The 24,458-nt window shown below is 36.3% G+C and carries 17 protein-coding genes and 1 tRNA gene; 8 read left to right on the top strand and 10 right to left on the bottom strand.

The genetic code is table 11. The annotated features are described in order from the left end of the window. The coding region (locus F6K40_RS18745; RefSeq protein WP_293138505.1) for a hypothetical protein at positions 1–184 on the top strand (184 nt) is incomplete at its 5' end. 719 nt (positions 185–903) lie between these two features. Beyond that, positions 904–1,728, top strand: a complete 825-nt coding sequence (locus tag F6K40_RS18750; RefSeq protein ID WP_293138507.1) for an acyl-CoA desaturase — start codon at positions 904–906, stop codon at positions 1,726–1,728. A 977-nt stretch (positions 1,729–2,705) separates the two neighbouring features. On the opposite strand, the gene F6K40_RS18755 is transcribed toward F6K40_RS18750, so the two are convergent. From F6K40_RS18755 to F6K40_RS18780, 6 genes are all read right to left on the bottom strand, one after another. Beyond that, the gene (locus tag F6K40_RS18755) at positions 2,706–3,959 is read right to left on the bottom strand and encodes a glutamate-5-semialdehyde dehydrogenase (RefSeq protein WP_293138509.1); all 1,254 of its coding nucleotides are present in this window, start codon (positions 3,957–3,959) and stop codon (positions 2,706–2,708) included. Positions 3,960–3,963: 4 nt separating this feature from the next. Beyond that, positions 3,964–4,368, bottom strand: coding sequence for a hypothetical protein (locus tag F6K40_RS18760; RefSeq protein WP_293138541.1), 405 nt, complete (start codon positions 4,366–4,368; stop codon positions 3,964–3,966). Between the two features lie 483 nt (positions 4,369–4,851). Further along, positions 4,852–4,923, bottom strand: a tRNA-Gly gene (locus F6K40_RS18765). A 93-nt stretch (positions 4,924–5,016) separates the two neighbouring features. Continuing rightward, positions 5,017–5,598: a 6,7-dimethyl-8-ribityllumazine synthase gene (gene ribH, locus F6K40_RS18770; RefSeq protein ID WP_293138511.1), complete on the bottom strand. Its 582-nt coding sequence runs from the start codon at positions 5,596–5,598 to the stop codon at positions 5,017–5,019. Positions 5,599–6,001: 403 nt separating this feature from the next. Further along, positions 6,002–6,193, bottom strand: a complete 192-nt coding sequence (gene psbZ / locus F6K40_RS18775; RefSeq protein ID WP_293138513.1) for a photosystem II reaction center protein PsbZ — start codon at positions 6,191–6,193, stop codon at positions 6,002–6,004. 695 nt (positions 6,194–6,888) lie between these two features. Then, positions 6,889–7,440: a hypothetical protein gene (locus tag F6K40_RS18780; protein ID WP_293138515.1), complete on the bottom strand. Its 552-nt coding sequence runs from the start codon at positions 7,438–7,440 to the stop codon at positions 6,889–6,891. A 247-nt stretch (positions 7,441–7,687) separates the two neighbouring features. On the opposite strand from F6K40_RS18780, the gene F6K40_RS18785 reads away from it, so the two are divergent. From F6K40_RS18785 to F6K40_RS18805, 5 genes are all read left to right on the top strand, one after another. Beyond that, complete coding sequence (locus tag F6K40_RS18785) at positions 7,688–8,488, top strand: 5'-methylthioadenosine/S-adenosylhomocysteine nucleosidase family protein (protein WP_293138517.1); 801 nt, start codon at positions 7,688–7,690, stop codon at positions 8,486–8,488. A gap of 19 nt (positions 8,489–8,507) precedes the next feature. After that, complete coding sequence (locus F6K40_RS18790; protein WP_293138519.1) at positions 8,508–10,142, top strand: 5'-methylthioadenosine/S-adenosylhomocysteine nucleosidase family protein; 1,635 nt, start codon at positions 8,508–8,510, stop codon at positions 10,140–10,142. 103 nt (positions 10,143–10,245) lie between these two features. Continuing rightward, on the top strand, positions 10,246–11,259 hold the full coding sequence (locus F6K40_RS18795; RefSeq protein ID WP_293138521.1) for an AAA family ATPase: 1,014 nt from the start codon (positions 10,246–10,248) through the stop codon (positions 11,257–11,259). 836 nt (positions 11,260–12,095) lie between these two features. Continuing rightward, positions 12,096–13,505 carry a hypothetical protein gene (locus F6K40_RS18800; RefSeq protein WP_293138523.1) on the top strand — a complete coding sequence of 470 codons (1,410 nt, stop codon included), beginning with the start codon at positions 12,096–12,098 and terminating at the stop codon, positions 13,503–13,505. Positions 13,506–13,754: 249 nt separating this feature from the next. Then, complete coding sequence (locus F6K40_RS18805; protein ID WP_293138525.1) at positions 13,755–15,347, top strand: vWA domain-containing protein; 1,593 nt, start codon at positions 13,755–13,757, stop codon at positions 15,345–15,347. Positions 15,348–15,477: 130 nt separating this feature from the next. Here F6K40_RS18805 and F6K40_RS18810 read toward each other — a convergent pair whose 3' ends face one another. Both F6K40_RS18810 and F6K40_RS18815 read right to left on the bottom strand, forming a co-directional pair. Further along, entirely contained in the window at positions 15,478–16,134 is a 657-nt protein-coding gene (locus F6K40_RS18810) for a Uma2 family endonuclease (protein ID WP_365671972.1), read from the bottom strand. Positions 16,135–16,544: 410 nt separating this feature from the next. Continuing rightward, the gene (locus F6K40_RS18815; protein WP_365671975.1) at positions 16,545–17,315 is read right to left on the bottom strand and encodes a Uma2 family endonuclease; all 771 of its coding nucleotides are present in this window, start codon (positions 17,313–17,315) and stop codon (positions 16,545–16,547) included. Between the two features lie 220 nt (positions 17,316–17,535). Here F6K40_RS18815 and F6K40_RS18820 point away from each other — a divergent pair, with 220 nt between their 5' ends. Next, on the top strand, positions 17,536–20,274 hold the full coding sequence (locus F6K40_RS18820) for a CBS domain-containing protein (RefSeq protein WP_293138527.1): 2,739 nt from the start codon (positions 17,536–17,538) through the stop codon (positions 20,272–20,274). A 1,614-nt stretch (positions 20,275–21,888) separates the two neighbouring features. Here the strand turns inward: F6K40_RS18820 and F6K40_RS18825 are convergent. After that, positions 21,889–22,806, bottom strand: a complete 918-nt coding sequence (locus F6K40_RS18825; RefSeq protein ID WP_293138529.1) for a sulfotransferase family protein — start codon at positions 22,804–22,806, stop codon at positions 21,889–21,891. A 1,078-nt stretch (positions 22,807–23,884) separates the two neighbouring features. Then, complete coding sequence (locus tag F6K40_RS18830; protein ID WP_293138531.1) at positions 23,885–24,436, bottom strand: CBS domain-containing protein; 552 nt, start codon at positions 24,434–24,436, stop codon at positions 23,885–23,887. Between the last annotated feature and the right edge of the window lie 22 nt (positions 24,437–24,458).

Below are 24,458 nucleotides of genomic sequence, written 5' to 3' on the forward strand. Positions count from 1 at the left end.
TTTTCAAAATGATGTAATATCGTGGTGGGGAGGGAGTGGAGGATGGGGAGCATGGGGAGGATGGGAAGGATGGGGAGGATGGGGAGGAAGAATTCTGTCTACAGTCTTCACTTCTTTGTGTCTAATTCAATATATTTTTCTCCCGAAAAAACCGAACCGAGACATACCCATAACTTGTCAATAATGCCCAAGTTTTATGTTAAGAAAGATGTTTATAAAGCATAGCTTCCCTACAAGGGAATGCGGTTTTCAAAGCCTCTCTCAAAAGCAGGAGAGAGGTTTTTATGAGTTTAAAAATAACTTCTTAGATATTCAGAGGTAAGCATTCAACATTCATACATCTGAATGTAATAACTTGACTTTAGTTAGCCGATCGCCAATTTAATTCTTATGTCACTTATTGAAGACTAATTTCTTCTTCAGTGTGATAATTAGTTAATAAATGATAGTTGATAACTGATAGCTAATGGCTAAATGCTTATATCTAGACTGTACTTTTTTTGAAAAAAGTTTCATCAAAAATATATGACAATTTTGATTTTTTTTTTACCTCAAAAAACAAATTAAAGTTTGGCTTAATGTAAACGTAGTAATTGACTTTTTTGATTAATCAAAATTTCATAGTCAATCACCAAAATTTAGAAATTTTACTATATTTATTTAGTATATTTCTAGTACCTTGTTTAAGAAAAACCATCCTGTATTATTAGTAAGGATTATTAACTTAAACACTTAACAATGGTGAGAATTTTGGGATAAGAATATTTTTTGAATTTTTGCTTATAATTATATAGATTAAGCAGCGATAGCCAAAGTATTTTCCATATCCTATAAACATATACACACCTGCCTTGATTAAACTAACTTGAAAAGAACTATTTAGTTCTTAACTTAGAGATTTTCATGACAATTTCAACATCAACATCAACAAAATTTTCCCTTGATTGGAGCATAATAGGCTTTATGGCATTCCTGCACATTGGAGCCTTGTTTGCCCTACTTCCCAGTAACTTTAGTTGGACTGCAGTTGGCCTAGCATTATTATTACATTGGGTTACAGGTGGTCTAGGTATTACATTAGGCTTTCATCGTATGCTCACACACCGCAGCTTTAAAACTCCCAAGTGGCTAGAATACTTTTTTGTTTTTTGTGGTACACTCGCCTGTGAAGGTGGAGTTTTTGATTGGGTAGGTTTACACCGCATTCATCACCAACACTCAGATGCAAATAATGAAAAAGACCCCCATGACTCTCATCGTGGTTTTTGGTGGAGTCACATGGGTTGGATGCTCCATAAATTACCAATCAGGTCTGAAATTCCCAGTTACACAAAAGACATAGCAAACGATCCTGTTTATAAATTTTTCCAAGCTTATTTTATTCCCATTCAATTTGCTTTTGGTATTTTGCTCTACCTTATAGGAGGTTGGTCTTTTGTAGTTTGGGGTGTTTTTTTTAGAATAGTTTTTGTTTTTCACTGTACTTGGTTTGTTAATAGCGCCACTCATAAGTTTGGTTATCGTACTTATGATTCTGGTGATTCTTCGACTAACTGTTGGTGGGTAGCTGTATTAACTTATGGTGAAGGTTGGCACAATAACCATCATGCTTTTCAATATTCAGCACGTCATGGTTTGCAATGGTGGGAAATTGATACAACTTGGATGATGATTCAATTATTACAAGCTGTTGGTTTAGCAACTAATGTGAAGTTAGCAGCAAAATAGTTTTAAGGTAAGGATTCAGCTATTAGCTGTCATATCTCAGCAACAAGTCTCTCGCCTTTAGGATAGTGTTTAAATTAATGTAGACTTTAAAAGCAAGAGACCTGACTTTCCTAGTAAGACGATTAATAAAGCTTTGATCGTCAACTAAAAGCAATAGCTGAATTACCCAGTTCCGATCTAGGAAGCTAGCTGATGCTTGACTGCTAAATACCTAAATTTTAAGCTAATAGTTCATTATTATAAGGTGCATATTTACGGCTAAAATTTAACTTTCCTGGCGGGAAGTCCCGCGCTCTCCATCCCCCCTAACCCCCCTTGGAAAGGGGGGAGGGGAGCGTCGTATGGGAAAGCCTGGGCCAGGATTCGGATACCTTCATAAGCTAAACGTTGATATGCCCTTGACACTTTTAGGAGCATTTTGTTATTGTAAAAGTCAAAACAGGGGGAGGACATCACCTCTGTCTAAACAGCGGTCAGGGTTTCCCAGACTGAAGAATCCCGCGTTGTCCCGTAAGGGCAACGTCGGGAGTATGTCAAATACAAGTAGGTAATCTCTATCTTAGCCATCGTTACCTATTGAAAAACTAAGACGTTTGAGTTTAAAATTTCAGAAATGGGAATAGAAATAGATAATCTCTGTCTTAGCCATTTTACCTATTGAAAAACTAAGACGTTTGAGTTTAAAATTTCAGAAATGGGAAGAGAAGTAGATAATCTCTGTCTTAGCCATCTTACCTATTGAAAAACTAAGACGTTTGAGTTTAAAACTTCAGAAATGGGAAGAGAAGTAGATAATCTGTGTCTTAGCCATCTTACCTATTGAAAAACTAAGACGTTTGAGTTTAAAACTTCAGAAATGGGAAGAGAAGTAGATAATCTGTGTCTTAGCCATCTTACCTATTGAAAAACTAAGAGGTACTAATAACTGATAATTGATATAAGAATCTTCGCAACTTTAGTCTCAGCAGAAGTCAACTCTAATTCCCTTGAACAATATATTTAATCCTAGTAAAAGCTTCTAACCCAATTAACCCTTGAGCAAAACATTTTTGATTAGACATTCCCAAGAAAATATCATCTTTTTGACTTTGATAACGTGAAAATCTTGGAGACTTATTAATAAAACTACAAACACTATTAACACCCAAAGCAAACTGACGACTTTCCTGATAAGATTCTGCCACTAAACAGTCAGCATGACCACTACTATAATTATTAATCCACCCAATTCCTGAATCTATACAATCAACAACTTTAAAAGCAACTATTTTACTTAAATAAGCCTCACTCCATTCTCTATCCTCCGTTAAAATCAAATCAGGAAACTCCTCAACTAAAGCAGCATCCCCTCTAACTTCAAAACCATTTTCCTTCAAACTATTCCAAAGTCTAACTACCATAGAAAAATTATGCTTACGATCTATCAATACCTTTTCTATAGCATTAACTGGATCTGGCTTACTTTTATGGCTATCCAAAATCATCCAACGAACCATATCCAAACTACCAGTAGCAGACCAGTATAAATAACAATTACCCATTGCCACTTTCAAAACTGGTACAGTTACCACTTTCGCCACTCGCTCAACTAAACTATCTCGCCCATAAGGAATAACCAAACTTATATATCGGTCCTGAGTAAGCAACTCCTGAAGAGAATACTCCTCCGTAGGAGGTAAAAATTCTATACATTCCTTATGTAAACCAACTTGCTCCAAAGCCAACCTTAATACTTTAGTAATTACTAAATTAGAATTATGAGCTTCACTCCCACCCCTAACAATCAAACTATTTGCAGTTTGAATACACATTCCAGCAGCGATCGCCACCAACTCTGGAAATGCCTCATAAACTAAAGCAACAACCCCCAAAGGAATACGTTGGCCATAACTCTGACTATGTTCTAATTGATATGAAGCACTAACCACTTGCCCAACTAGATCCGGCAGATCCCCAAGTCGTTGTAAAATTTGAACAGTAATTTGGAGTCTCTCTGGTGTCAACTTCAACAATTCGAGCATTGGCCCTGGAATAGGAATTGTCCGATTTGCTTCTAAATCCAGAGTATTAGCTTCTAAAATCTCATTTTTATGCTCTAAAATTGCTTCTGCCATTGCTTGTAAAGCCATAGAGCGTTCTAAAGCCTTAGTTTTAGCAAGTTCTAAAGAACCTTGATAAACGCGATGAATTACATTCATCATTAAGTTAGCAGAATAATCTTTCCTGTTCATAAATTTAACGTCTGTAAGCAAGCCAGACAATAAAAGCAGGGAGCATGGCCAGAAGCACTGCCACCAGTGCCCAAATAATTATATTAGAACCAACAAAGTGCAAAGCTAAAGGCAGCAAAATCACCAAAGGTACTAAAATCATTACTAAAGCTAGTGGGAAGTAGCGAGCTTTCCAATTGGAATATATCTTGCTCCACTGTTTACCTGTCCATCGCCAAGCAGGTTTATAGGGATAGTGACTGGAAAGTTGTTCAATAGTTTCCCTACTTTCATTGACAACAAATATTTGCTGACAGCGGTTACACCCAAAAGCATCTGTCAGGGTTATTGGAATTAAGCTGCCCCTACGCCTACATGGACAGGGGTACTCTCCATTCAAATCAATTTTTTGAGCTTTTTGAGGTCGCAAACTAATCCTAGAACCGAAAGGGTTGATTAGAAAAAGATGATCGGCACTCTCGAGTCCACAAGCTGTCACAAGAGAACTGCTCGCCATAGCTAGGTTTGCTCCTAGCATTTAAGCCTCTATTACAAAATTGGCGTTGCAGAAATGCGCTGTGGAATGGGCATCTTGTGTGGCATGGGCATCCTGCCCGTGATTAATAGTTTTGTGGCATGGGCAAGATGCCCATTCTTGATATTTTCAGACAGGCAGGATCCCCGTCCCACTGAATATTCATCCCTCAATTCAGCAACGCCACAAAATTAAACTATAACCTGACTCCAGAGTTGGCGCTAGCTATAATTTTGTAAAATCTCACAATATTAGAGCCAAATACCTCCAAAAGTTTCACGGAGAAGGATAGTAGAGCAGGTGTTAATATAACCGTTCTACTATCCTCTAAACCTTTAAGAATAAATCTTATGTAGAAATAATTCTATAATTTTAGTAAGCGGGTAACGCGATTCGAACGCGCGACATCAACCTTGGCAAGGTTGCGCTCTACCACTGAGCTATACCCGCAATTTGTTACTAATAATTATAGTTTCACAAATAATCTTATTTGTCAACCCCTAAGCAGAATTTTTTTTGAGAGTAAATCTTTGATTAGTTTGGTTATACTTCTGGAGATAGCTCGGACTCGACAAGAGTGTTAGAAGTTATTGGTAAGGCTTGAGTTGTACCAGCAATACTATAATTATTAGATGAGGGATTTATACCACCCTTAATTTGACGCATCAAACTTGCCATTTCCAAGGCATTCATGGCATATTCCCAACCTTTATTACTTTTAATACCAGCTCTTTCTAAAGCTTGTTGCATAGTATCTGTAGTCAAAACTCCAAAGATTACAGGTACTCCTGTTTGAAATGCTGCAGCAGCAATTCCTTTAGATACTTCAGCAGCTACATAATCAAAGTGAGGAGTTTGGCCTTTAATTACAGCTCCTAAACAAATTACGGCATCGTAGCGATTACTCATGGCCAATTGACGTGATACTAAAGGAATTTCAAAACTGCCTGGTATCCAAATATAATCGACTTGAGTCCCCTCTGGATTAGGATCGACACCGTGGCGTTTCAAACAGTCTTGACAACCCTCAATCAATTTGCCAGTAATTAAGTCATTGAAACGAGCAATTACAATAGCAAAGCGTAAAGAGTCAACTTGAGTAAATGTTCCCTCGAAAACAGTCATATTATAGTAATCCTATTTAAGTTGTAATATTTTGGTAGTAGTCAAGACTCAGGAGTCAGGAGTCAAAATTTTCATGGTTTTTAGCTAAGATTAACTACTATAAAAATTTTCACAACCAATTTAAGAAGGTTGCTATAGAATTTTTTTTAATGTTAATTTTGGCAATAAAGACTGATAGTTATTTTTGGTAAGAGTCGAGAGATAACAAGCACCAACTCGCTACCCCCGTGTCTCTTAAATATTTGTTATTTCCTACCTTAGATTTTAGATTTTGCTAGCTCAGATTGATGTTACCAAAAAACTAGGTCTCTTGCCCCTTGGATAGGAGATAAAAAAATCAACTTCAGTATTTCAAGCATAGAGCTTCATATAGAGGTACTGATAATTGATAACTGAATTTGGCCTAAACAACTAAAAAGTTTAAAACACCTACTGCAATTACCAGTGCTACCCACAAACCAGAACCAATAAAAATCAAAGGTTTGCCTTGACTCCAGATTTGAGGAGAAGCATAGGCAAAAGGTACGCCCACTACTAAGATAAAAGATAAGACTACTAATAGAAGTAGTACGAATTGAAATAGGAATGTTAACATTTTTTTTCTCCCTGTGCAACAACAAATTTATCCTATTAAGGAATTAGAGTATCACAAATTGCGCGACAGTAATCTTAAATTTGGGTAGTAAATTTTCAGTATAGGTAGGTCATTTCACGGAACAGTTAGCTTTTTGTTGAGAGGGAGAGTAGAGAGTAGGGTTATTAGGCGTAAGATGCCTTTGCTCTTTTCCTAGAATCATTTTTGTATTAATTTTATGGAAAAATCAAAAATGTCATTAAAATGAACAGATCCTACTATCCTAGAAGTTGCTAAAGAAAAATTAGTAAATCTTTCTCCAGAACAACTACAAATAACTCTATATTTCTTAACTTATCTCCAAGAAAAAGATGAAGCAGATACCTGCTATTTAATGAAATTACCATTAGAAGAAAAACGAAAAATTTTAGCAAAGTAAGCTGAAAAAAATCGGAAATACTATCAGCAAGATAGAGAATATCAAGAGTTACAAACTTGGAATGAATTATATAGCGATCGCAAATAATTTGTGAAAAAAACTGTAGGGGTTTGGTCTCCAAACCCCAGTTTAAATTGGATTTGAAGACTAAAGCTCTACGATAAAATATTACAATCTAATCTTCTACGCAAGCTGAAAAAATGTGGGAATATTTTTAGCAATAGTTTAACTTATAAATTCTAACTTCTGACTTCTGACTTCTAACTTCTGACTTCAACTATCGGCCTTTAGCTAGATCGGCATAAATGATAATTTCTATCCCTAAAACTACCAATAGAATAATTTCAAAAGCACAAAATATATAAATCACTATAGAAAGATTTGTGCCTAGAGACCAGAACGCAAATAAAGCTACTAAACCAGAGAAAACAAAAGTAATTTCATCAATAATTAATTGCTGTATTTTGCGCTTTCTTCTTCTTTCATCGCTTCTATGAGCAATCTCCCAACCAAAGATAGATTCGATATCTGAATCATCTATTTGTGCTTTGATTTTTTCAGTGAGAGTCAATCGAATATATTTTCCCAGAGCAGAGATTTTTTCATCATTAACTACATAAGTCCAACCAAGAATTAGACAAACCCAAGGAATAACTAAGAGGGCATAAAAATTTGTTTTGTTGGATAGAGCAAAAGAGAGAATTCCGCCAAATATTCCCAGGGTTAAATAAATTATTTGGTCTCGAAAGGCGATACGTTTTAGTTGTTCTTCTTTCAATTTTTCATATTCGAGTAGAAGAACTTGAAGGATTGGTTTTTGGTCGTTCATGGAATTGTTTTTTCTGTAATAAATTAGTTGCTAAAAGGAGCAATTGAGCAGTGTTGGAATTGAGTTTGAATTTATTGAAAAGCAGTTTGATTTTTACAGGATTTGTGAAAATATGAAGTTATACACAATTGGTAGGGGTTAACGGCTGTTAACCCCTATTATATTATGATGGTTAGGCATAAGTCTTTTATATATTTAAAAATAAATTAGTCATAATAGAAGGCAGTTCAATTACTAGGTAAAAGGTATGTCTTGTGCGGTTATTTTAACAGCAATTCGTGTCGAATATATGGCAGTACGCGCTCATCTCAGTGACTTGACAGAGGAGATGCACCCTAATGGGACAATTTATGAAAGGGGTAAATTTTCTATTGATTGTCAAGAGTGGGAAGTGGCTATTGTCGAGACTGGTGCTAGAAATTCTCCCGCAGGGATAGAAGCGGAAAGGGCGATCGCTTATTTTAATCCTGATGTAATTCTATTTGTTAGGGTAGCTGGAGGAATTAAGGATGTCCAACTGGGAGATGTGGTTGCTGCGACTAAGGTTTATGGTTATGAGTCGGGTAAGGTAGCTGAAACTTTTAGACCAAGACCCGATGTTGGTCTTTCAAATTATAATATGATTCAACGGGCAAGGGCTGAGGCTAGAAAAGAAGATTGGTTAGCTAGACTTTCTGATTCAGATAAACCTAATGTATTTGTTGCTCCTATTGCTAGGGGGGAAAAGGTAATTGCTAATAAAAAATCAGATTTATTTGAGTTTCTTCAACAGAATTATGGTGATGCTTTAGCTGTGGAAATAGAAGGTATTGGTATTTTGCAAGCTGCTCATACTAATCAACAGGTTTCGGCGTTAATTATTCGGGGTATTTCTAGTTTAATTGATGATAAAAGTAGGGCGAATAAAGAAGGGTCTGAAGAAGTAGCTGCTCGTCATGCAAGTGCTTTTGCTTTTGAGATTTTAGCAAAGTTTAAGTCAACTAAAAATCAACAAACTCTTGCTAAACAAGATGTTAAATATCATCAAAAAGTTCTTAATTTTTTTTAGCTGATTACTTCATATAAGTATGGAATCAAAATCGACTATTGATATTCTAATCATCACAGCTCTTAAGGATGAATTAGATGCTCTGAAAAACTGTGATAATCAATCTGGAAATACTTGGGAAAAATTAGAAGATGATTTGGGCTACCCTTACTACAAAACTACTTTATCTCATAAAAATGGTACTGAATTAAATATAGTGGCAGCTCAACCTCCGGAAATGGGAGAAATTGATACCAGTATTTTAGCAACTCGACTTATTTCTGAATTAAATCCTCGTTGTTTAGCAATGACTGGAGTTTGTGCAGGCAATAAGAAAGATGTTTTTTTAGGTGATGTAATTGTTGTTGATCGAGTGTTTAAATTTGATCATGGTAAACTTATTGCCAATTACAAATTAATAGATAATCAAGAAATTTGTTTTGAAGAAATATTCCATGATATTCGCACTTATAACCTCAATCCTCAATGGAAGTTTACTATTGAAGATTTTCCCAAAGATTGGCTGAATACTATTCAAACTCCCAGACCAAAATTTTTATATCAAAACTATAAAGACTGTTTAAATCCTACAATTCATACAGGTGTAATTGCCACTACTAGCAAAGTACAAAAAGACCCCCAACTTTTCCAACGTATCGAAAAATTACAAAGGAAAATATTAGGAGTAGAAATGGAAGCTTATGCTATTGGTAAAGTGGCTGAAACTTACGAAATTCCCATGATTATTGTGAAAGGAGTTCAAGATTATGCTGATTATAATAAAAATGACCAATTTCGGGAATATGCAGCGGAAGTTTCTGCCCGCTTTTTATTAGCTTTTTTCACTACAACAGAAGCATATAAAAAATTCAAGCGATCGCCTTCTTCAAAAACCTCTACTATTAATCAACTTCTGAGTGAAAAAAGGGAACAAAATGATGAAATACTATCAAGACATCAAAGACCTTTAAAAATAGATAATAGTATAATTGTTGACTATAATTTACATGATTTAGTACGCAGTTTTAGCAATGAATTACAAAGTAAAACTGGCAGAGAAGGAGTGTTAGCTTTTAATATTATTGGAGAGATTGATAAGGATATTTTGCAGGGTTACATTATCAAAAGAATCGAAAAAATTCTCAAAAATGAGGAGAGAGAACTTTACCGTCTGATTGAGATTCAATTAAGGGATTCAAAAAGAGAAGAAGGTATAGAATTTTATCTGAGCAATCAAAATATTAATCAGACAATAGCAGATTTGTGTGATGTTGATAAATCTTCAGAGGTTGCGATATTAGTAATTTGGAATTATTGTGATTTTTATGAAAAGCAAATATATGATCAAGCTGATAGTTTTGTAGAGCAAATTAAGACTAAGTTTTCTGAAGGTTTAACAAAAAAAGGTAAGTATTTAATTATTATTTTTGGGCATGATAAGCGCGAACGTACTCTTAATGATGAAATATTTGTTCCTCTTACAGTTACGCCATTTCAAATAGATGACCTCTGTAGATGGTTTAAAAAGAAATTAATAAATAAAACGGAGGAGAGCAAGATTAATGAATATCTTGAACGATTAAAAGAGTCAAAAGACCGTTTAATTGATACCTGTGGTGAGATTCAAGAAATAATTGCTGAATTGCAGGGAAGGTATAATAACGAGTCAGCTTGATTTTTCAGCTTGATTTTATTGATAATACTTATCTAACATTAAAAAGGATTTGCCTACCCTACCTTTTTTTATTAAAATATTAACAAATTCAAGATAATTACATATGAAAGACCTAGCAAATAGACAATATGAAGGTCAAGGTAATGACCGAAAGTATGAACGATTAAAAAAAGAAAATGGGGAAGAATTTCCAGATATACCCAGAAAAAAAGAACCTTATATTGCTTCTAAAAATTTGGTTGAGGCTGTAAATGATGCTCTTTATTTACGTCGCCCTTTATTGTTAGAAGGTGAACCTGGTTGTGGTAAAACTCGCCTTGCTTATTCTGTTGCTTATGAGTTGGGTTATCCTTTGAAGGAATGTTATATTCGTTCTACCAGTCGGGCTGAGGAATTACTTTATACTTATGATAATATTCGCCGTTTATATGACCTTCAAGAATATAAGTTTATTCAGAGTAAATCAGAGGAGAAACTGATAGATAATTCGCCGGAATTAACTGATGTTATTGAGCGGAAAAAATATGTGGAGTTAGGCAAGTTAGGAGAGGCAATTCAGCTTTCTGCTGAAAGTAATATTCCTGCGGTGGTTTTGGTTGATGAAATTGATAAAGCTGATATTGATTTTCCTAATGATTTACTCTTGGTTTTAGACAGGTTACAGTTTGAAATAAAGGAGGTTAAAGATTGGAAATATGATGCTCTTCGGGGTGAGGAGCGGGAAGTTAGAAAAGATTTTTTACCTTTGATTATTATTACGAGTAATCAAGAGAAAGAACTGCCTAAAGCTTTTTTACGTCGTTGTCTGTTTTATTATGTTGAGTTTCCAGAATTGGAGGATTTGAGGAAGATTATTATTAATCATTTTAAACAGGAGCTTTCTCCTCTTTTTGAAGTTGCTTTAGCTAGGTTTGTAGAACTTCGTGGCAAGATTTCTTGGCGGAAAAAACCTAGTACGGGGGAGTTTATTAATTGGTTGCGACTTTTGGAAAGAGAGGGGAAAAATGAGGAAATAACAGATGAAGAGTTAAATAAGACTCAATTAGGTGAACTTCCTTTTCTCCATACTTTAGTAAAAAATCAAAGCGATCGAAATGCTCTCAAACAATTAATATAATTAGTGTAGGTTGGTTTGCTCACACGGATTCGGCCACGGATATACGGATTGATGAGCAATAGCTTGGGTTGGTTTGCTCACAGGGATTTGGCCACGGATATACGGATTGATGAGCAATAGCTTGGGTTGGTTTGCTCACAGGGATTTGGCCACGGATATACGGATTGATGAGCAATAGCTTGGGTTGGTTTGCTCACAGGGATTTGGCCACGGATATACGGATTGATGAGCAATAGCTTGGGTTGGTTTGCTCACAGGGATTTGGCCACGGATATACGGATTGATGAGCAATAGCTTGGGTTGGGTTGCTCACAGGGATTTGGCCACGGATATACGGATTGATGAGCAATCGCTTGGGTTGGGTTGCTCACAGGGATTTGGCCACGGATATACGGATTGATGAGCAATCGCTTAGGTTGCTTTGCTCACACGGATTCGGCCACGGATATACGGATTGATGAGCAATCGCTTGGGTTGGGTTGCTCACACGGATTCGGCCACGGATATACGGATTGATGAGCAATCGCTTGGGTTGGGTTGCTCACACGGATTCGGCCACGGATATACGGATTGATGAGCAATCGCTTGGGTTGGGTTGCTCACACGGATTCGGCCACGGATATACGGATTGATGAGCAATCGCTTGGGTTGGGTTGCTCACACGGATTCGGCCACGGATATACGGATTGATGAGCAATCGCTTGGGTTGGGTTGCTCACACGGATTCGGCCACGGATACACGGATTAATCAGCAATCGCTTAGATGTGTTGAGAAATAAATAATATATTCTCCCTATCCCCTATCCCCTATTCCCTATTCCCTATTCCCTATTTTAATGATTGACTTTGAATTATTAATCGTTGAATCTGAAGCTCTTTTTTTGCCTTTATTTAATAGGTTGAGGCAAGAGGATTTTCCTGTGGGAATTTCTGAATATTTACTGGCGATTAAAACTATTCAAAGTCAAGTGGGTTTGCAGGATATTGAACGGTTAAAAAGATTTTTATGTTTGTTATGGGTTAAGTCTTTAGAAGACCAAGATATTTTTAATGAATTGTTTGAGGAGTTAGTTAAACCTGAGTTAGAAAAGCGGTTACAAGATGCTGATAAATCTTCATTGTCTAAAGTTGAAGAAGATTCTATTTATCCTCCTCAAGAGACTGAAAATTTAGAAATTAAATATTCAGAAACGAGTAGTAATCCTATTTTTCAATTTTCATCTGAAGTTCAACAGGAAAATCAATCTCAAGAAACTGAATATTCAGAAACAAGTAGTAATCCTATTTCTCAATTTTCATCTGAGGTTGAACAGGAAAGTCAATCTCAAGAGACTAAAAATTCAGAAACTAAGAGCAATCCTATTTCTCAAGTTCCATCTGAAGTTCAACAGGAAAATCAATCTCAAGAAACTGAATATTCAGAAACAAGTAGTAATCCTATTTCTCAAGTTTTATCTGAAGTTCAACAGGAAAATAAATCTCAACTTAATCAACAAACTAATTCAATCTCAATTCGCCATTCTTCTAGCAATTTTTCGTTAGAAACACCACCAATAAAGCTGAGATTTAGACAAAGTTATAATCTGATTCCCCGTTTACCAATAACTCGCCGAGAAATGACTGGTATTTGGCGTAATTTAAGGTTGTTAAAACGAGAGGGTATCCCTAAAGATTTAGATGTTCAAGCAACAATTAATCAATTTTGTAAAATGGGTTTTTTCTCTAGTGTAGTTTTACAACCTCGTAGCAAAAATCAAGTCAAGTTAGTTTTGTTAATTGACTGTGAAGGTTCTATGTCTCCTTTTAAATTGTTGATTGATTCTTTACAGGAAAGTATCGAAAAGGGAGGGTTGTTAAATCAGACGAGTGTTTTTTATTTTCACAACATTCTAAAGGGTTATCTTTTTCAAAAGTCTAATTTAACTAAGCCTTTGCCGATAGAGGAAATTCTCTCTCAGGAAGCTCCTAATAATTGTGTGGTTATTGTTAGTGACGGCGGAGCAGCACGGCGCACTTATGATAGTGAAAGATTGAGTAAAACTGATAATTTTATAAGGCAATTATCTAAATATACTTATTTATATGGATGGTTAAATCCTGTTCCTAAATTTCAGTGGAGGATGACTACTGCTGAAGATATTGCTAGGTTTATTCCTATGTATTCTTTGAGTCGAGAAGGATTAAATGATTTGGTTAGAATATTGTTAGGACATCCTTTTCCAGTAGGGGTGAATTTGTATGGTTAAAACTATTATAATCCCCCTAAATCCCCCTTTGTAAGGGGGACTTTGAAAGCTCCCCCCTTTTTTAGGGGGGCGGGGGGGATCTAAAACTGCTATATCTTTTTGCAGTAGGGGTGAATTTGTATGGTTAAAACTATGATAATCCCCCTAAATCCCCCTTTGTAAGGGGGACTTTGAAAGCTCCTCCCTTTCAAAGGGGGGTAGGGGGGGATAGAAGACTACTATATCCTTTTCCAGTAGGGGTTAATTTGTATGGTTAAAAGTATTGAGGCAGTTGTTAGAAGGAGATGGTTATCCCCAGAGAATGCGGTTCGAGAGGTGGTAAGATTTGAGCGTTGTTTTGGAGATAAACATTTAAAGCTTGCTTGTCATTGTGGATTGTTTTTGATTTTAACTCCTGAATTAGTTAATTTGATTCGGATTAATTTTTTGGATGAGGAAAATATTGATTGGATAGCAGAAAGTAATTTTTTATTGTCTTCTTTATGTCGCCCTTTACAAGAAAGAATTTATGAGGTTGAGCCTTGTGTGAGAGAAGTTTTGTTGGTGGAATTAGAGAATAATTTTGATTGGGAAAGACCTTTTGAATTGGCTGAATTTTTGTGGTTTTATTTGGATAAAAAAACGGATAAAAAACTATCTGGTGACTTAAGAATGACTCAAAAGTGGATTGCTCAAGCTTATTTAGCTCCTGATAGTACGATTCGGGAAATGGGGAGGCTTTTATCTGAAAGTTTGCCAAAAGATAATCAGGATTTGGGGTTAGGTGGTGAAGAAAAAGTTCCTTATTTAGTGGAGATTTTGGCTGAACCTTTGGAGCAGACAAATTTATGGAGGGAGTATCAAATTTTGGTGCTTAATTCTCATGTTTTGGCAAAGTTATTGGTTGATGAAAGGGAGAGATTAAGGGAGGAAATTGAGGAATTTAAAAAAGAGTTGGGAGATCGGGAGGAAGTGGAATTAGGTAATGAGAAGTTTGTTTTGATTCATCCTGTTATTGAAAAGCTTTTGGGAGAGTTTCTGTCAGAGGATGAAAATAATAATTCTGTAGAAACGATTCCAAAAGAGAAACTTGATTTGAGTTTAGAAGTTTCTACTCCCACAGAAAAAACAAGGCAAATAGTTACAGAAAGGAGAAGTATTACGCCTAACAAAAAAATTTATAACCGCAAAGTTTATATGTTAATCGATCAAAGCGGTTCAATGGCACGAAGAGACGTTTTGTTCGACACAGAACGCCGTTGGAAAGCCATGGCAGAGGTTGTAGAAGGTCATGTTTATAGGATTCTAAATAAGGAAGGTATTAATGGTGAAAAAATTTGCGATGAAATTACTGTAACATTTTTCAGTCCAAATCGTCCTTCAACGGTAATTTATCCTATTCTAGATGACTCTCAAGTACCTGCTCTATTTGAAGAAAACCAACCTGATAGTAACACTTTTTTAGTACCTACTTTTGAAAAAATTGTTGGACAGTGGTTTAATACGCGAATGCCAAATGAAGGAGGATTTATAATTATTTATACAGATGGGGCACTTGACGATCGGGATACTTTTGTCCGCTGTGTTGAAGAAACTTGTTACAAACTTAACAGTCAAGACGAGTTAAAAGTTGTAATTATTGGATTAGGCAGTGATGTTGATCGCGATCCGAATTTTTATTTAAGGCTTAGTGCTAATGCGAATTCCTTTAGAGATAAAAACTCAAAACTATGCAATATTGTCGTGTTCGATCTGTTAAATAAAATGTCTAGTATAATTGACTTACTTAACCGTCAATTGGAATATCCAAAGGCAGATTTACCTATCTGGGGTAAAAAGTTTTGCCCTGAATTGTACGATTAATTAACTGATAATCTAATTTATAAATAATAGCGATCGCTCCTGTTATCCGCCGTTACCCAGAGGAAGATTTGGCAGCGCTTTATTGTGGTAAAGTTGGGTTTCGTTCCTCAACCCAAGCTACACTTACTCCCTACTCCCTCTTTTCTGGAGTTTCAAAATTAACTCCTTCGTACAAAACTTCAATAGCACAAGTAAATTCAATACTCTCTAACGTAATAGACTCACCCTCTGTATACGCACAATAACGCCAAATTTTCCCCTCCCCACGTTGATAAATTTCTACAGAAATTGATTCTGAATCTACCAAAACATATTCTTGCAAACTAGGAATTTGAAGATAGTATTTAAACTTATCGCCGCGATCGTATTTTTCTGTACTAGGGGAAAGCACCTCAACAATAACTTTAGGATGTTCGATAAAGTCACGGGATTTTAAATCCTCAGCATTACAAGTAACCACTAGATCGGGATAAAAATAACGATTATTTTTACTATCCCGAACTTTCACATCCGAAACATTTACTTGACATCCTTTTTGACTGAGATGGGAATACAGAGAACGGTAGAAATTAAGAGCAATATTATTATTAGGAATACTTCCCCCAGTCATAGCCAAAATCTCTTTATCAATATATTCATAACGAACTCCAGTCTTAGTTAAAATTTCACCGTCTACATATTCATAACGAAATTCCTGTTGAGCTTCCCATTCTAGGTATTCTTCTGGGGTCATTTTTTGATAATTTTGACCTTCAGCAATCATAAGTTTTTTCTTGTTTAATGACATTTCCAATAATACAAAATAAAATACTATTTTGGCAATAAATAAATGTAGGTTGGGTAGAACGAAGTGTTTCGCTGCGCGACATGAAAAGCGGAACTTCCCGGAGGGAAACCCAACACACACTTTATTGTGGTTGGGTTGAGTTGGGTTGAGGTACGAAACCCAAGCTACCCTAGCTCTTCTTAATCCGTATATCCGTGGCAGAATCGGTGTGAGCAACCCAACCTACGCTAGCTCTTCTTAATCCGTATATCCGTGGCAGAATCGGTGTGAGCAACCCAACCTACGCTAGCTCTTCTTAATCCGTATATCCGTGGCAGAATCGGTGTGAGCAACCCAACCTACGCTAGCTCTTCTTAATCCGTATATCCGTGGCAGAATCGGTGTGAGCAACCCAATACACTTATTGCTCCCTAATCTTTCTTTTCTGGAATTTCCAAATTAACTCCTTCGTACAAAACTTCAATAGCACAAGTAAATTCAATACTCTCTAACGTAATAGACTCACCTTCCGTATATCTACAATAATGCCAAATTTTTCCCTCCCCACGTTGATAAATTTCTACAGAAATTGATTCAGAATCTACTAAAACATATTCTTGCAAACTGGAAAATTGCTGATAATATTTCAACTTATCGTCGCGATCGTATTTTCGTGTACTAGGGGAAAGCACCTCAACAATGACTTTAGGATGTTGGATAAAATCACGAGATTTTAAATCCTCAGCATTACAAGTAACCACTAGATCGGGATAAAAATAACGATTATTTTTACTATCCCGAACCTTCACATCCGAAACATAAGCTTCACAACCTCTTTGACTCAAATGAGGTCTTAAAGCTGTGTAGAAATTGAGGTAAATTTTAGTATGAGGAATAGTTCCCCCAGTCATAGCCAAAATTTCACCGTCTACATATTCATAACGAAATTCCTGTTGAGCTTCCCATTCTAGGTATTCTTCAGGGGTCATTTTTTGATAATCTTGGGCTTGAGCGATCATAAGTTTTTTTCTCCTCCAACGTTTTGTTAAATCTGGCTTTCGAGACAAATCCACAACTTTAATGCCACTTTCCGCTTGCTTCTTTTGTAAATCAGCAAATATGGCTTCCAAATCATGGTTGAATGAACGAGAATATTCTTGACGAATTCTGTGAATTTCTTCGACAATTTCATCGTGATACATACTAGACATCTCCAATTATAAAAAATAATGTACATTTTAGCAATAAATTAATGTAGGTTGGGTAGAATGAAGTGTTAGCGGAGCTTCCCGGAGGGAAACCAAACACAAGCTTTATTGAAGTTGTGTCACCCTTGCAGGAAGCAAGCTACGTTATACCTCTTAATCCGTATATCCGTGGCATAATCCGTGTGAGCAACCCAACCTACGCTATTTCCCCAAAATGAACATCATCTTATGCCACACAACCGCAGACTTCGACGCTCTCGGCGCCGCTGTCGGACTAACCCACCTCCATCCAGGTAGTCGCCTCGTACTAACTGGCGGTTGTCACCCCACTGTCAAACAATTTCTCGCCCTCCATCGAAACGAGTTTGCCATTATCGAACGTCGCTCTGTCAATCTAAAACAAATCCGTTCTATATTTATCGTAGATGTTCAAACCCGCTCCCGACTTGGAAAAACTGCGGAATGGTTAGATTTACCCCACCTGTCAGAAATTATCATCTACGATCATCACTGTGAAATTCAAACGGATATTCCAGCTACCGAAACTCACATAGAAGCAGTAGGAGCAACCACAACCCTAATCACAGAAAAACTCCAGACTCTCCAAAATCAATCTACCCCAATCTTAACTCCAGCAGCAGCAACAATAATGGCATTAGGTATCCACGCTGATACTGGTTCCCTGACTTTTGATCATACAACGCCACGAGACGCAACAGCTTTAGCATGGTTAATGCAGCAAGGAGCAAGTTTACCTGTCATCGGCGAATATATCCAACCTAGTTTGTCACCGCAACTGCAAGAATTATTAAAAACAGCTCTCGAAAATTTGCAACGTTCCACTGTGAGAAATTATCAAATAGGTTCGATACTCTTAGAAACAGATGAATACGTTCCCAGTTTATCCAGTTTAGCTTCCAGTTTAATCGAACTCACAGAAATAGACGCTCTCCTACTTGCTCACACCCACTCCCTCAAAAATACAACAGAAAAAAGCTTAAATATTATCGGGCGATCGCGAATCCCAGAGACAAACCTCAACCAATTATTCCAACCATTAGGAGGTGGGGGGCATCACCGAGCAGCAGCAGTTAGTCGCCGAGACACAAATCCCGAAGCAACATTAGCAAAACTGGTAGACAAACTCAAAAATCAAATTCCTCAGCCACCTACTGCTAGAGATTTGATGTCATCTCCAGTTCGTACTATTCCTCCAGAGACATCCATAGAAGAAACTCACCGAATACTATTACGTTATAATCATTCAGGTTTATCAGTAGTAGACTCATCTGAAAAATTAGTGGGAATTATTTCTCGGCGAGATATCGATATCGCCCTCCATCATGGTTTTAGTCATTCTCCAGTCAAAGGTTACATGACACCCCAACTCAAAACTATTTCCCCAGAAACAACTCTCCCAGAAATCCAAGAATTGATGGTAACTTACGATATTGGACGGTTGCCTGTATTGGAAAATAATTCCTTAGTTGGAATAGTCACCCGCACCGACGTTTTACGAGAATTGCATCAACAACAACGCCCTCAAGATCAACAATTAGGTTGTATTCCCGGTGAAACTTGTAGATCGATTACCGAACTTTTACAACAGCGTCTCGCACCTCAACTATGGCAACTCCTCAACTGTGTTGCTGAGTTGGCAGAAAAACGAGGTTGGCAACTATATCTGATTGGAGGAGGAGTCAGAGATTTACTGTTATCAAAATTCGATGAGACTCTATTATTAACAGATATAGATTTAGTTGTAGATGGTTATCACTCAGACTCAGAAGAAAAAGCACCAGCAGTAGAGTTAGCAGAAGCACTGCAAAAAATTTATCCGACAGCACGTTTGGAAGTTCATGGGCAATTTCAAACTGCTGCTCTCCTCTGGCACAACGATCCAGTGTTAGACTCCCTTTGGATAGATATTGCTACTGCTCGTACAGAATTTTATCCCTATCCCGCAGCTAACCCAGAAGTGGAAGTAAGTTCGATTCGCCAAGATTTGTATCGTCGAGATTTTACTATTAATGCTTTGGCAGCACGACTGACTAAACCTCGCGCTGGAGAATTGCTCGATCATTTTGGTGGGTTGTCAGATTTGCAAGACAAAAAAATTCGGGTGTTACACGCTAACAGTTTTATTGAAGATCCGACTCGCATTTATCGGGGGGTTCGGTTTGCGGTGAGATTGGGGTTTGAGATTGAAGAGAAAACAGAGGAATATATTCGTTATGCCATTAATAGTGGAGTATACGATCGCGAAGTTGCCGGGAAATTAGAAAAAAATAGAAGGGCACCTGCTTTAGAAACTCGTCTCAAAAGTGAGCTGAAATATATTTTGCAAGCTCCCTACTGGAAACCTGCGTTAAAGTTATTGGGAAATCTGGGAGCGTTGCGTTGTATTCATCGCACTTTGGAATTAGATAGGAAGTTATGGCAACAGGTGTGTTTGATGGATAGGTGTTTACGACGTTTGGATTCGGAGAAAAAGTTATCTCATTGGCAAATGCGGTTGGAGGTTTTGATTGTTGGTTTGGAATCTGAGTATCGCGGTTTGGTAGGGAAAAATTTACAGTTGCCTGTGGATAGTATTAAGAGGTTGGAGGAGTTGGAGTTGGCAAAGGTTAAGGTTATGGAGAATTTGCCAAAATGTGAGACTCCGAGTCAGGTGGTGTGGTTGTTGAGGGAGTACGATCTACCGATGTTGATTTTGATTATTGTGCAATGTGAGCGTTGGATGCGACGTCGGGTTTGGCAATATTTGACTGATTGGGTGAATGTTAAACCTATTTTGAATGGCAAAGATTTGAAAGCGATGGGTTATAAACCGGGGCGTCAGTTTAAGTTGATGTTAGACGATATTTTATCTGCAACTTTGGATGGGAAAGTGAGCGATCGCTATGACGCTGAGAAATTTTTAGCTCAATATTATCCAAGAGTGAGGGAGTAGGGAGTTTGGTAGTGGGAGCAATATGCTCCCATACTGGCAATCTCAGAAGTCAAATTTTAGCGATCGCTACCTTCGCCAACTTTCTCTCCAGACTATTGTTCAATAGTTAAATTAATGATCAATCAAAATTGAATAGTGGGGCGATCGCTACCTTCGCCAACTTTCTCTCCAGACTATTGTTCAATAGTTAAATTAATGATCAAAACTGAAAAATGAGGCGGTCGCTATCTTGCCAAATTTCTCTCCAGACTATTGTTCAATTAATTGTCGAAACTGAAAAATGAGGCGGTCGCTATCTTGCCAAATTTCTCTCCAGACTATTGTTCAATAGTTAAATTAATGATCAAAACTGAAAAATGAGGCGACCGCTATCTTGCCAAATTTCTCTCCAGACTATTGTTCAATAGTTAAATTAATGATCAAAACTGAAAAATGAGGCGAGCGCTACCTTCGCCAACTTTCTTTCCAGACTATTGTTCAATAGTTAAATTAATGATCAAAACTGAAAAATGAGGCGGTCGCTATCTTGCCAAATTTCTCTCCAGACTATTGTTCAATTAATTGTCGAAACTGAAAAATGAGGCGACCGCTATCTTGCCAAATTTCTCTCAACACTATTGTTCAATTAATTGTCGAAACTGAAAAATGAGGCGAACGTTATCTTGCCAACTTTCTCTCAACACTATTGTTCAATTAATTGTCGAAACTGAAAAATGAGGCGAACGCTATCTTGCCAACTTTCTCTCCAGACTATTGTTCAATTAATTGTCGAAACTGAAAAATGAGGCGAACGCTATCTTGCCAACTTTCTCTCCAGACTATTGTTCAATAGTTAAATTAATTATCAAAACTGAAAAATGAGGCGAACGCTACCTTGCCAAATTTCTCTCAACATTATTGTTCAATAGTTCAATTAATTATCAAAACTGAAAAATGAGGCGAGCGCTATCTTGCCAACTTTCTCTCCAGACTATTGTTCAATAGTTAAATTAATTATCAAAACTGAAAAATGAGGCGAGCGCTATCTTGCCAACTTTCTCTCCAGACTATTGTTCAATAGTTAAATTAATTATCAAAACTGAAAAATGAGGCGAGCGCTATCTTGCCAACTTTCTCTCCAGACTATTGTTCAATAGTTAAATTAATTATCAAAACTGAAAAATGAGGCGAGCGCTACCTTGCCAACTTTCTCTCCAGACTATTGTTCAATAGTTAAATTAATTATCAAAACTGAAAAATGAGGCGAGCGCTATCTTGCCAACTTTCTCTCCAGACTATTGTTCAATAGTTAAATTAATTATCAAAACTGAAAAATGAGGCGAGCGCCACCTTGCCAATTTCCTCTCCAGACTATTAGACATCTCCGATAATCAAAAATTAAATCAATTATCGTGTATAAATCATCAATTCTTTCCCCCTACTCCCTACTCCCTACTCCCTACTCCCTACTCCCTCTTTTCCGGAGAGGTCTATTGTTCAATAGTTCAATTAATTGTCAAAAAGGAAGTGGGAAAGTGTAAGAGTGCGAGCATCTTGCTCCCGTATTCGCAAGCAAGGTACTCGTAATCTCAGAAGTCGAAATTTAGCGATCGCTTTCCTGCTAAGAGTGAGAGATTATTCTATAATTAACCAAGAAGAAAGGTCTCTTTGAATCAAATCTTGTAACTTGAGAATATCTTCACGGTAGAAGTCAGTTAATAGTTGACGTTCTTCTGAAGAAAGAGGTTGAAGTTCTTTTCCTCCTGAATTTAAGTTAACTAAACCAGAGCGTAATTTTTGTCTCATTTCCAAAGACATTGCTAACTTGAGAGTTGATGAAATAGCAGTTCTGATTGGATTCCTTGTTTGTAATAAATTATTCAATGTTTGATTCTTTGGAACAGCAGCAGATTGTTTACGCTTAGATGTATCAGGATTAAATGTATCATCTACTCCGATAAATCTATAAATTTCTTGCATCATTTTTACAGAATCTTTGGTTAAATCATCATAGAGGAAAATTTTTAATTTTTCCTGACCAAAAGTATCAAAATAATGTTTTATTGGTGTGTAATATAATCCTTTCTTGATGGTTGAAGAAGTCTCGGAATGAAATTTAACTTGTTCACTTAAAGAACGAAGTTTTCCCGCATTTATCCCATCACGAAGGTGCATTAAATAATCAGAATAAGCTCTGTCTACTGGATTTCTTAATATAGCAATCATTTTCACATCAGGAAGATAATTTTTAATCATTTCCGATGAAATTTGATATCTAACAAGATAGTTGGGAGATGCTTCCCCGACAGCTATTTCATCCTTCACATCTATAAAAAGTTCGCAGTATTTTTCCCAGGTATCAATTCTCGTTTTATTTCCCATCCATGGTTTTCTTTCTCTGTTTTCTTCTGGCTTTTTTTCTCTATCCACACAAAAAAAATTTGTTTCCTTGCGCGGACTCATATAAACTTGGGGATGTTCTGTTAAATATCCATATATAGATGTAGTTCCTGCTTTTTGTACTCCTATTATTAGAAAAGTTGGTAACTTCATTTATTGCTCCTAAGTTTAACTGATTTAGACCTAAATTTATGATTCAAGCTATTAGGCAACTAATTTTTAGTTTCAGGAATAGTTGACTTGTTGTACTTAGTTGTACTTAGTTGTACTTAAATTGTAAGTTATAGTAGTGATATTTCACATATTCTTATAACCTAACAGCTATTCATATTTAGTTAGAACCTAGTTTTACTTTACTACATTTATAGACTAATGTAAATATAGCAATCCTCGACACAGTTGTTCAGAAAATATTTACAAGATTAGGGAATAGAGTTCATTAATTGATAATTGATAATTACCTCTCCCAAAAAGGGAGAGGACTGACTAAATTGACTAAAAGGAAAAAATTTATTTTTTTCCCTTTTATTGGGCAGGTTTTCAACCTGAATTATTTACAGCAATTTCGGAGGCGCGTGAGGTACAAAATTTTATTTGGTAATTTTGGCAGTTCAACCTTCCAGGTTGTTAAAGATAAGAAGGCTGAACTGCAAATAGATTAAGTGTACCTCACCATCCTCATGCATTGCTGTAATTATTTAATTATCAATTATTCGGTAAGAGTTTCAAAGTTTGTATCTATATTTTTAGGGAGTAGGGAGTAGGGAGTAATAATTCGGGAAGCAGGGAATATAAAATCAAAAAAACAACTGTACCTCACGCTTCTTGAGAAACGCTATAATTACTTCAATATTCAATCTCTCCTACTCCCCATCCCCAACTATATAATAAGTATTCAACCGGATTTTATATTAGATACAGGAGTCGCATATTTTCAAGTTATAACTATTGCTTAAGCAAAGGTAATTCTGAAGTTTATTAACAAAAATAATGTCTGGAAAAAAGCTTGAATTTAGAGACTCTAAGTCAGCCATTTTTAGAACTGCTAGTTTGAGAGACTGCAACGTACTCTAAGTATTAATAGACGAATTTGAGCAACATTTTCTGAAGATAGAAATTAGTCTATACGTGCCAAAATATAAGTATTAATATTCCTAAAGTTATGGTGAATTTCTTTGTGAAAAATAATTTTGTCTTCCCCTATTCCCCATTCCCTACTCCCTACTCCCTTTTATATATTTTTTTGATCTTTGAGTTTATTTTCAATTTTTTTGATTAGGGGTTTTGAGTCTAAGAGAAAACCAGTAGGTTCATCATCTTCTTCTTCAACATATAATTCTGGGATTTCCGAGCGAGATTTTTCCATTTGTTCTTGAAATTTTTTATTTTGGTTTCGTAAAATTTCTGATTGTGCCAATAATAAATCATGTAAATCTATTAATCTCAAACTGGCATTAGATAAAACTATAATTAAAGGTTCATAAACATATTGTTTTGGTCTATTTAGTGCAGTAATAACTGCTGAATTAATTTGAAAATTTTCAGAAAGAATTAGAGGAGGAGTGCTGATCAAATCTAACAATTCACAAATAGGACGTCTATTATAGACTTTTTTATTTTCAGGTAATTTCATATATTCCAAGAATCTAATTTGAGAAATCATACCCAACATTTGTGTACTTTGAGTAATAATAACTCCCGGTAATTCTGGTTGTAGTTTAAATTTTTCTGCTACTCTCTGTACTAAGGTAGCAGAATTAACTTGGAAATTGTGAGAAGGCAAATTTCCAATCCTAGAATTGAAT

Source organism: Okeania sp. SIO3I5 (assembly GCF_010672085.1).
GTDB lineage: Bacteria > Cyanobacteriota > Cyanobacteriia > Cyanobacteriales > Microcoleaceae > Trichodesmium.

Coding starts and splice junctions, on each gene's coding strand:
- F6K40_RS18750 (WP_293138507.1), top strand. CDS start 904: ATGACAATTTCAACATCAACATCAACAAAATTTTCCCTTGATTGGAGC.
- F6K40_RS18755 (WP_293138509.1), bottom strand. CDS start 3,959: ATGAACAGGAAAGATTATTCTGCTAACTTAATGATGAATGTAATTCAT.
- ribH (WP_293138511.1), bottom strand. CDS start 5,598: ATGACTGTTTTCGAGGGAACATTTACTCAAGTTGACTCTTTACGCTTT.
- psbZ (WP_293138513.1), bottom strand. CDS start 6,193: ATGTTAACATTCCTATTTCAATTCGTACTACTTCTATTAGTAGTCTTA.
- F6K40_RS18780 (WP_293138515.1), bottom strand. CDS start 7,440: ATGAACGACCAAAAACCAATCCTTCAAGTTCTTCTACTCGAATATGAA.
- F6K40_RS18785 (WP_293138517.1), top strand. CDS start 7,688: ATGTCTTGTGCGGTTATTTTAACAGCAATTCGTGTCGAATATATGGCA.
- F6K40_RS18790 (WP_293138519.1), top strand. CDS start 8,508: ATGGAATCAAAATCGACTATTGATATTCTAATCATCACAGCTCTTAAG.
- F6K40_RS18795 (WP_293138521.1), top strand. CDS start 10,246: ATGAAAGACCTAGCAAATAGACAATATGAAGGTCAAGGTAATGACCGA.
- F6K40_RS18800 (WP_293138523.1), top strand. CDS start 12,096: ATGATTGACTTTGAATTATTAATCGTTGAATCTGAAGCTCTTTTTTTG.
- F6K40_RS18805 (WP_293138525.1), top strand. CDS start 13,755: ATGGTTAAAAGTATTGAGGCAGTTGTTAGAAGGAGATGGTTATCCCCA.
- F6K40_RS18810 (WP_365671972.1), bottom strand. CDS start 16,134: ATGTCATTAAACAAGAAAAAACTTATGATTGCTGAAGGTCAAAATTAT.
- F6K40_RS18815 (WP_365671975.1), bottom strand. CDS start 17,315: ATGTATCACGATGAAATTGTCGAAGAAATTCACAGAATTCGTCAAGAA.
- F6K40_RS18820 (WP_293138527.1), top strand. CDS start 17,536: ATGAACATCATCTTATGCCACACAACCGCAGACTTCGACGCTCTCGGC.
- F6K40_RS18825 (WP_293138529.1), bottom strand. CDS start 22,806: ATGAAGTTACCAACTTTTCTAATAATAGGAGTACAAAAAGCAGGAACT.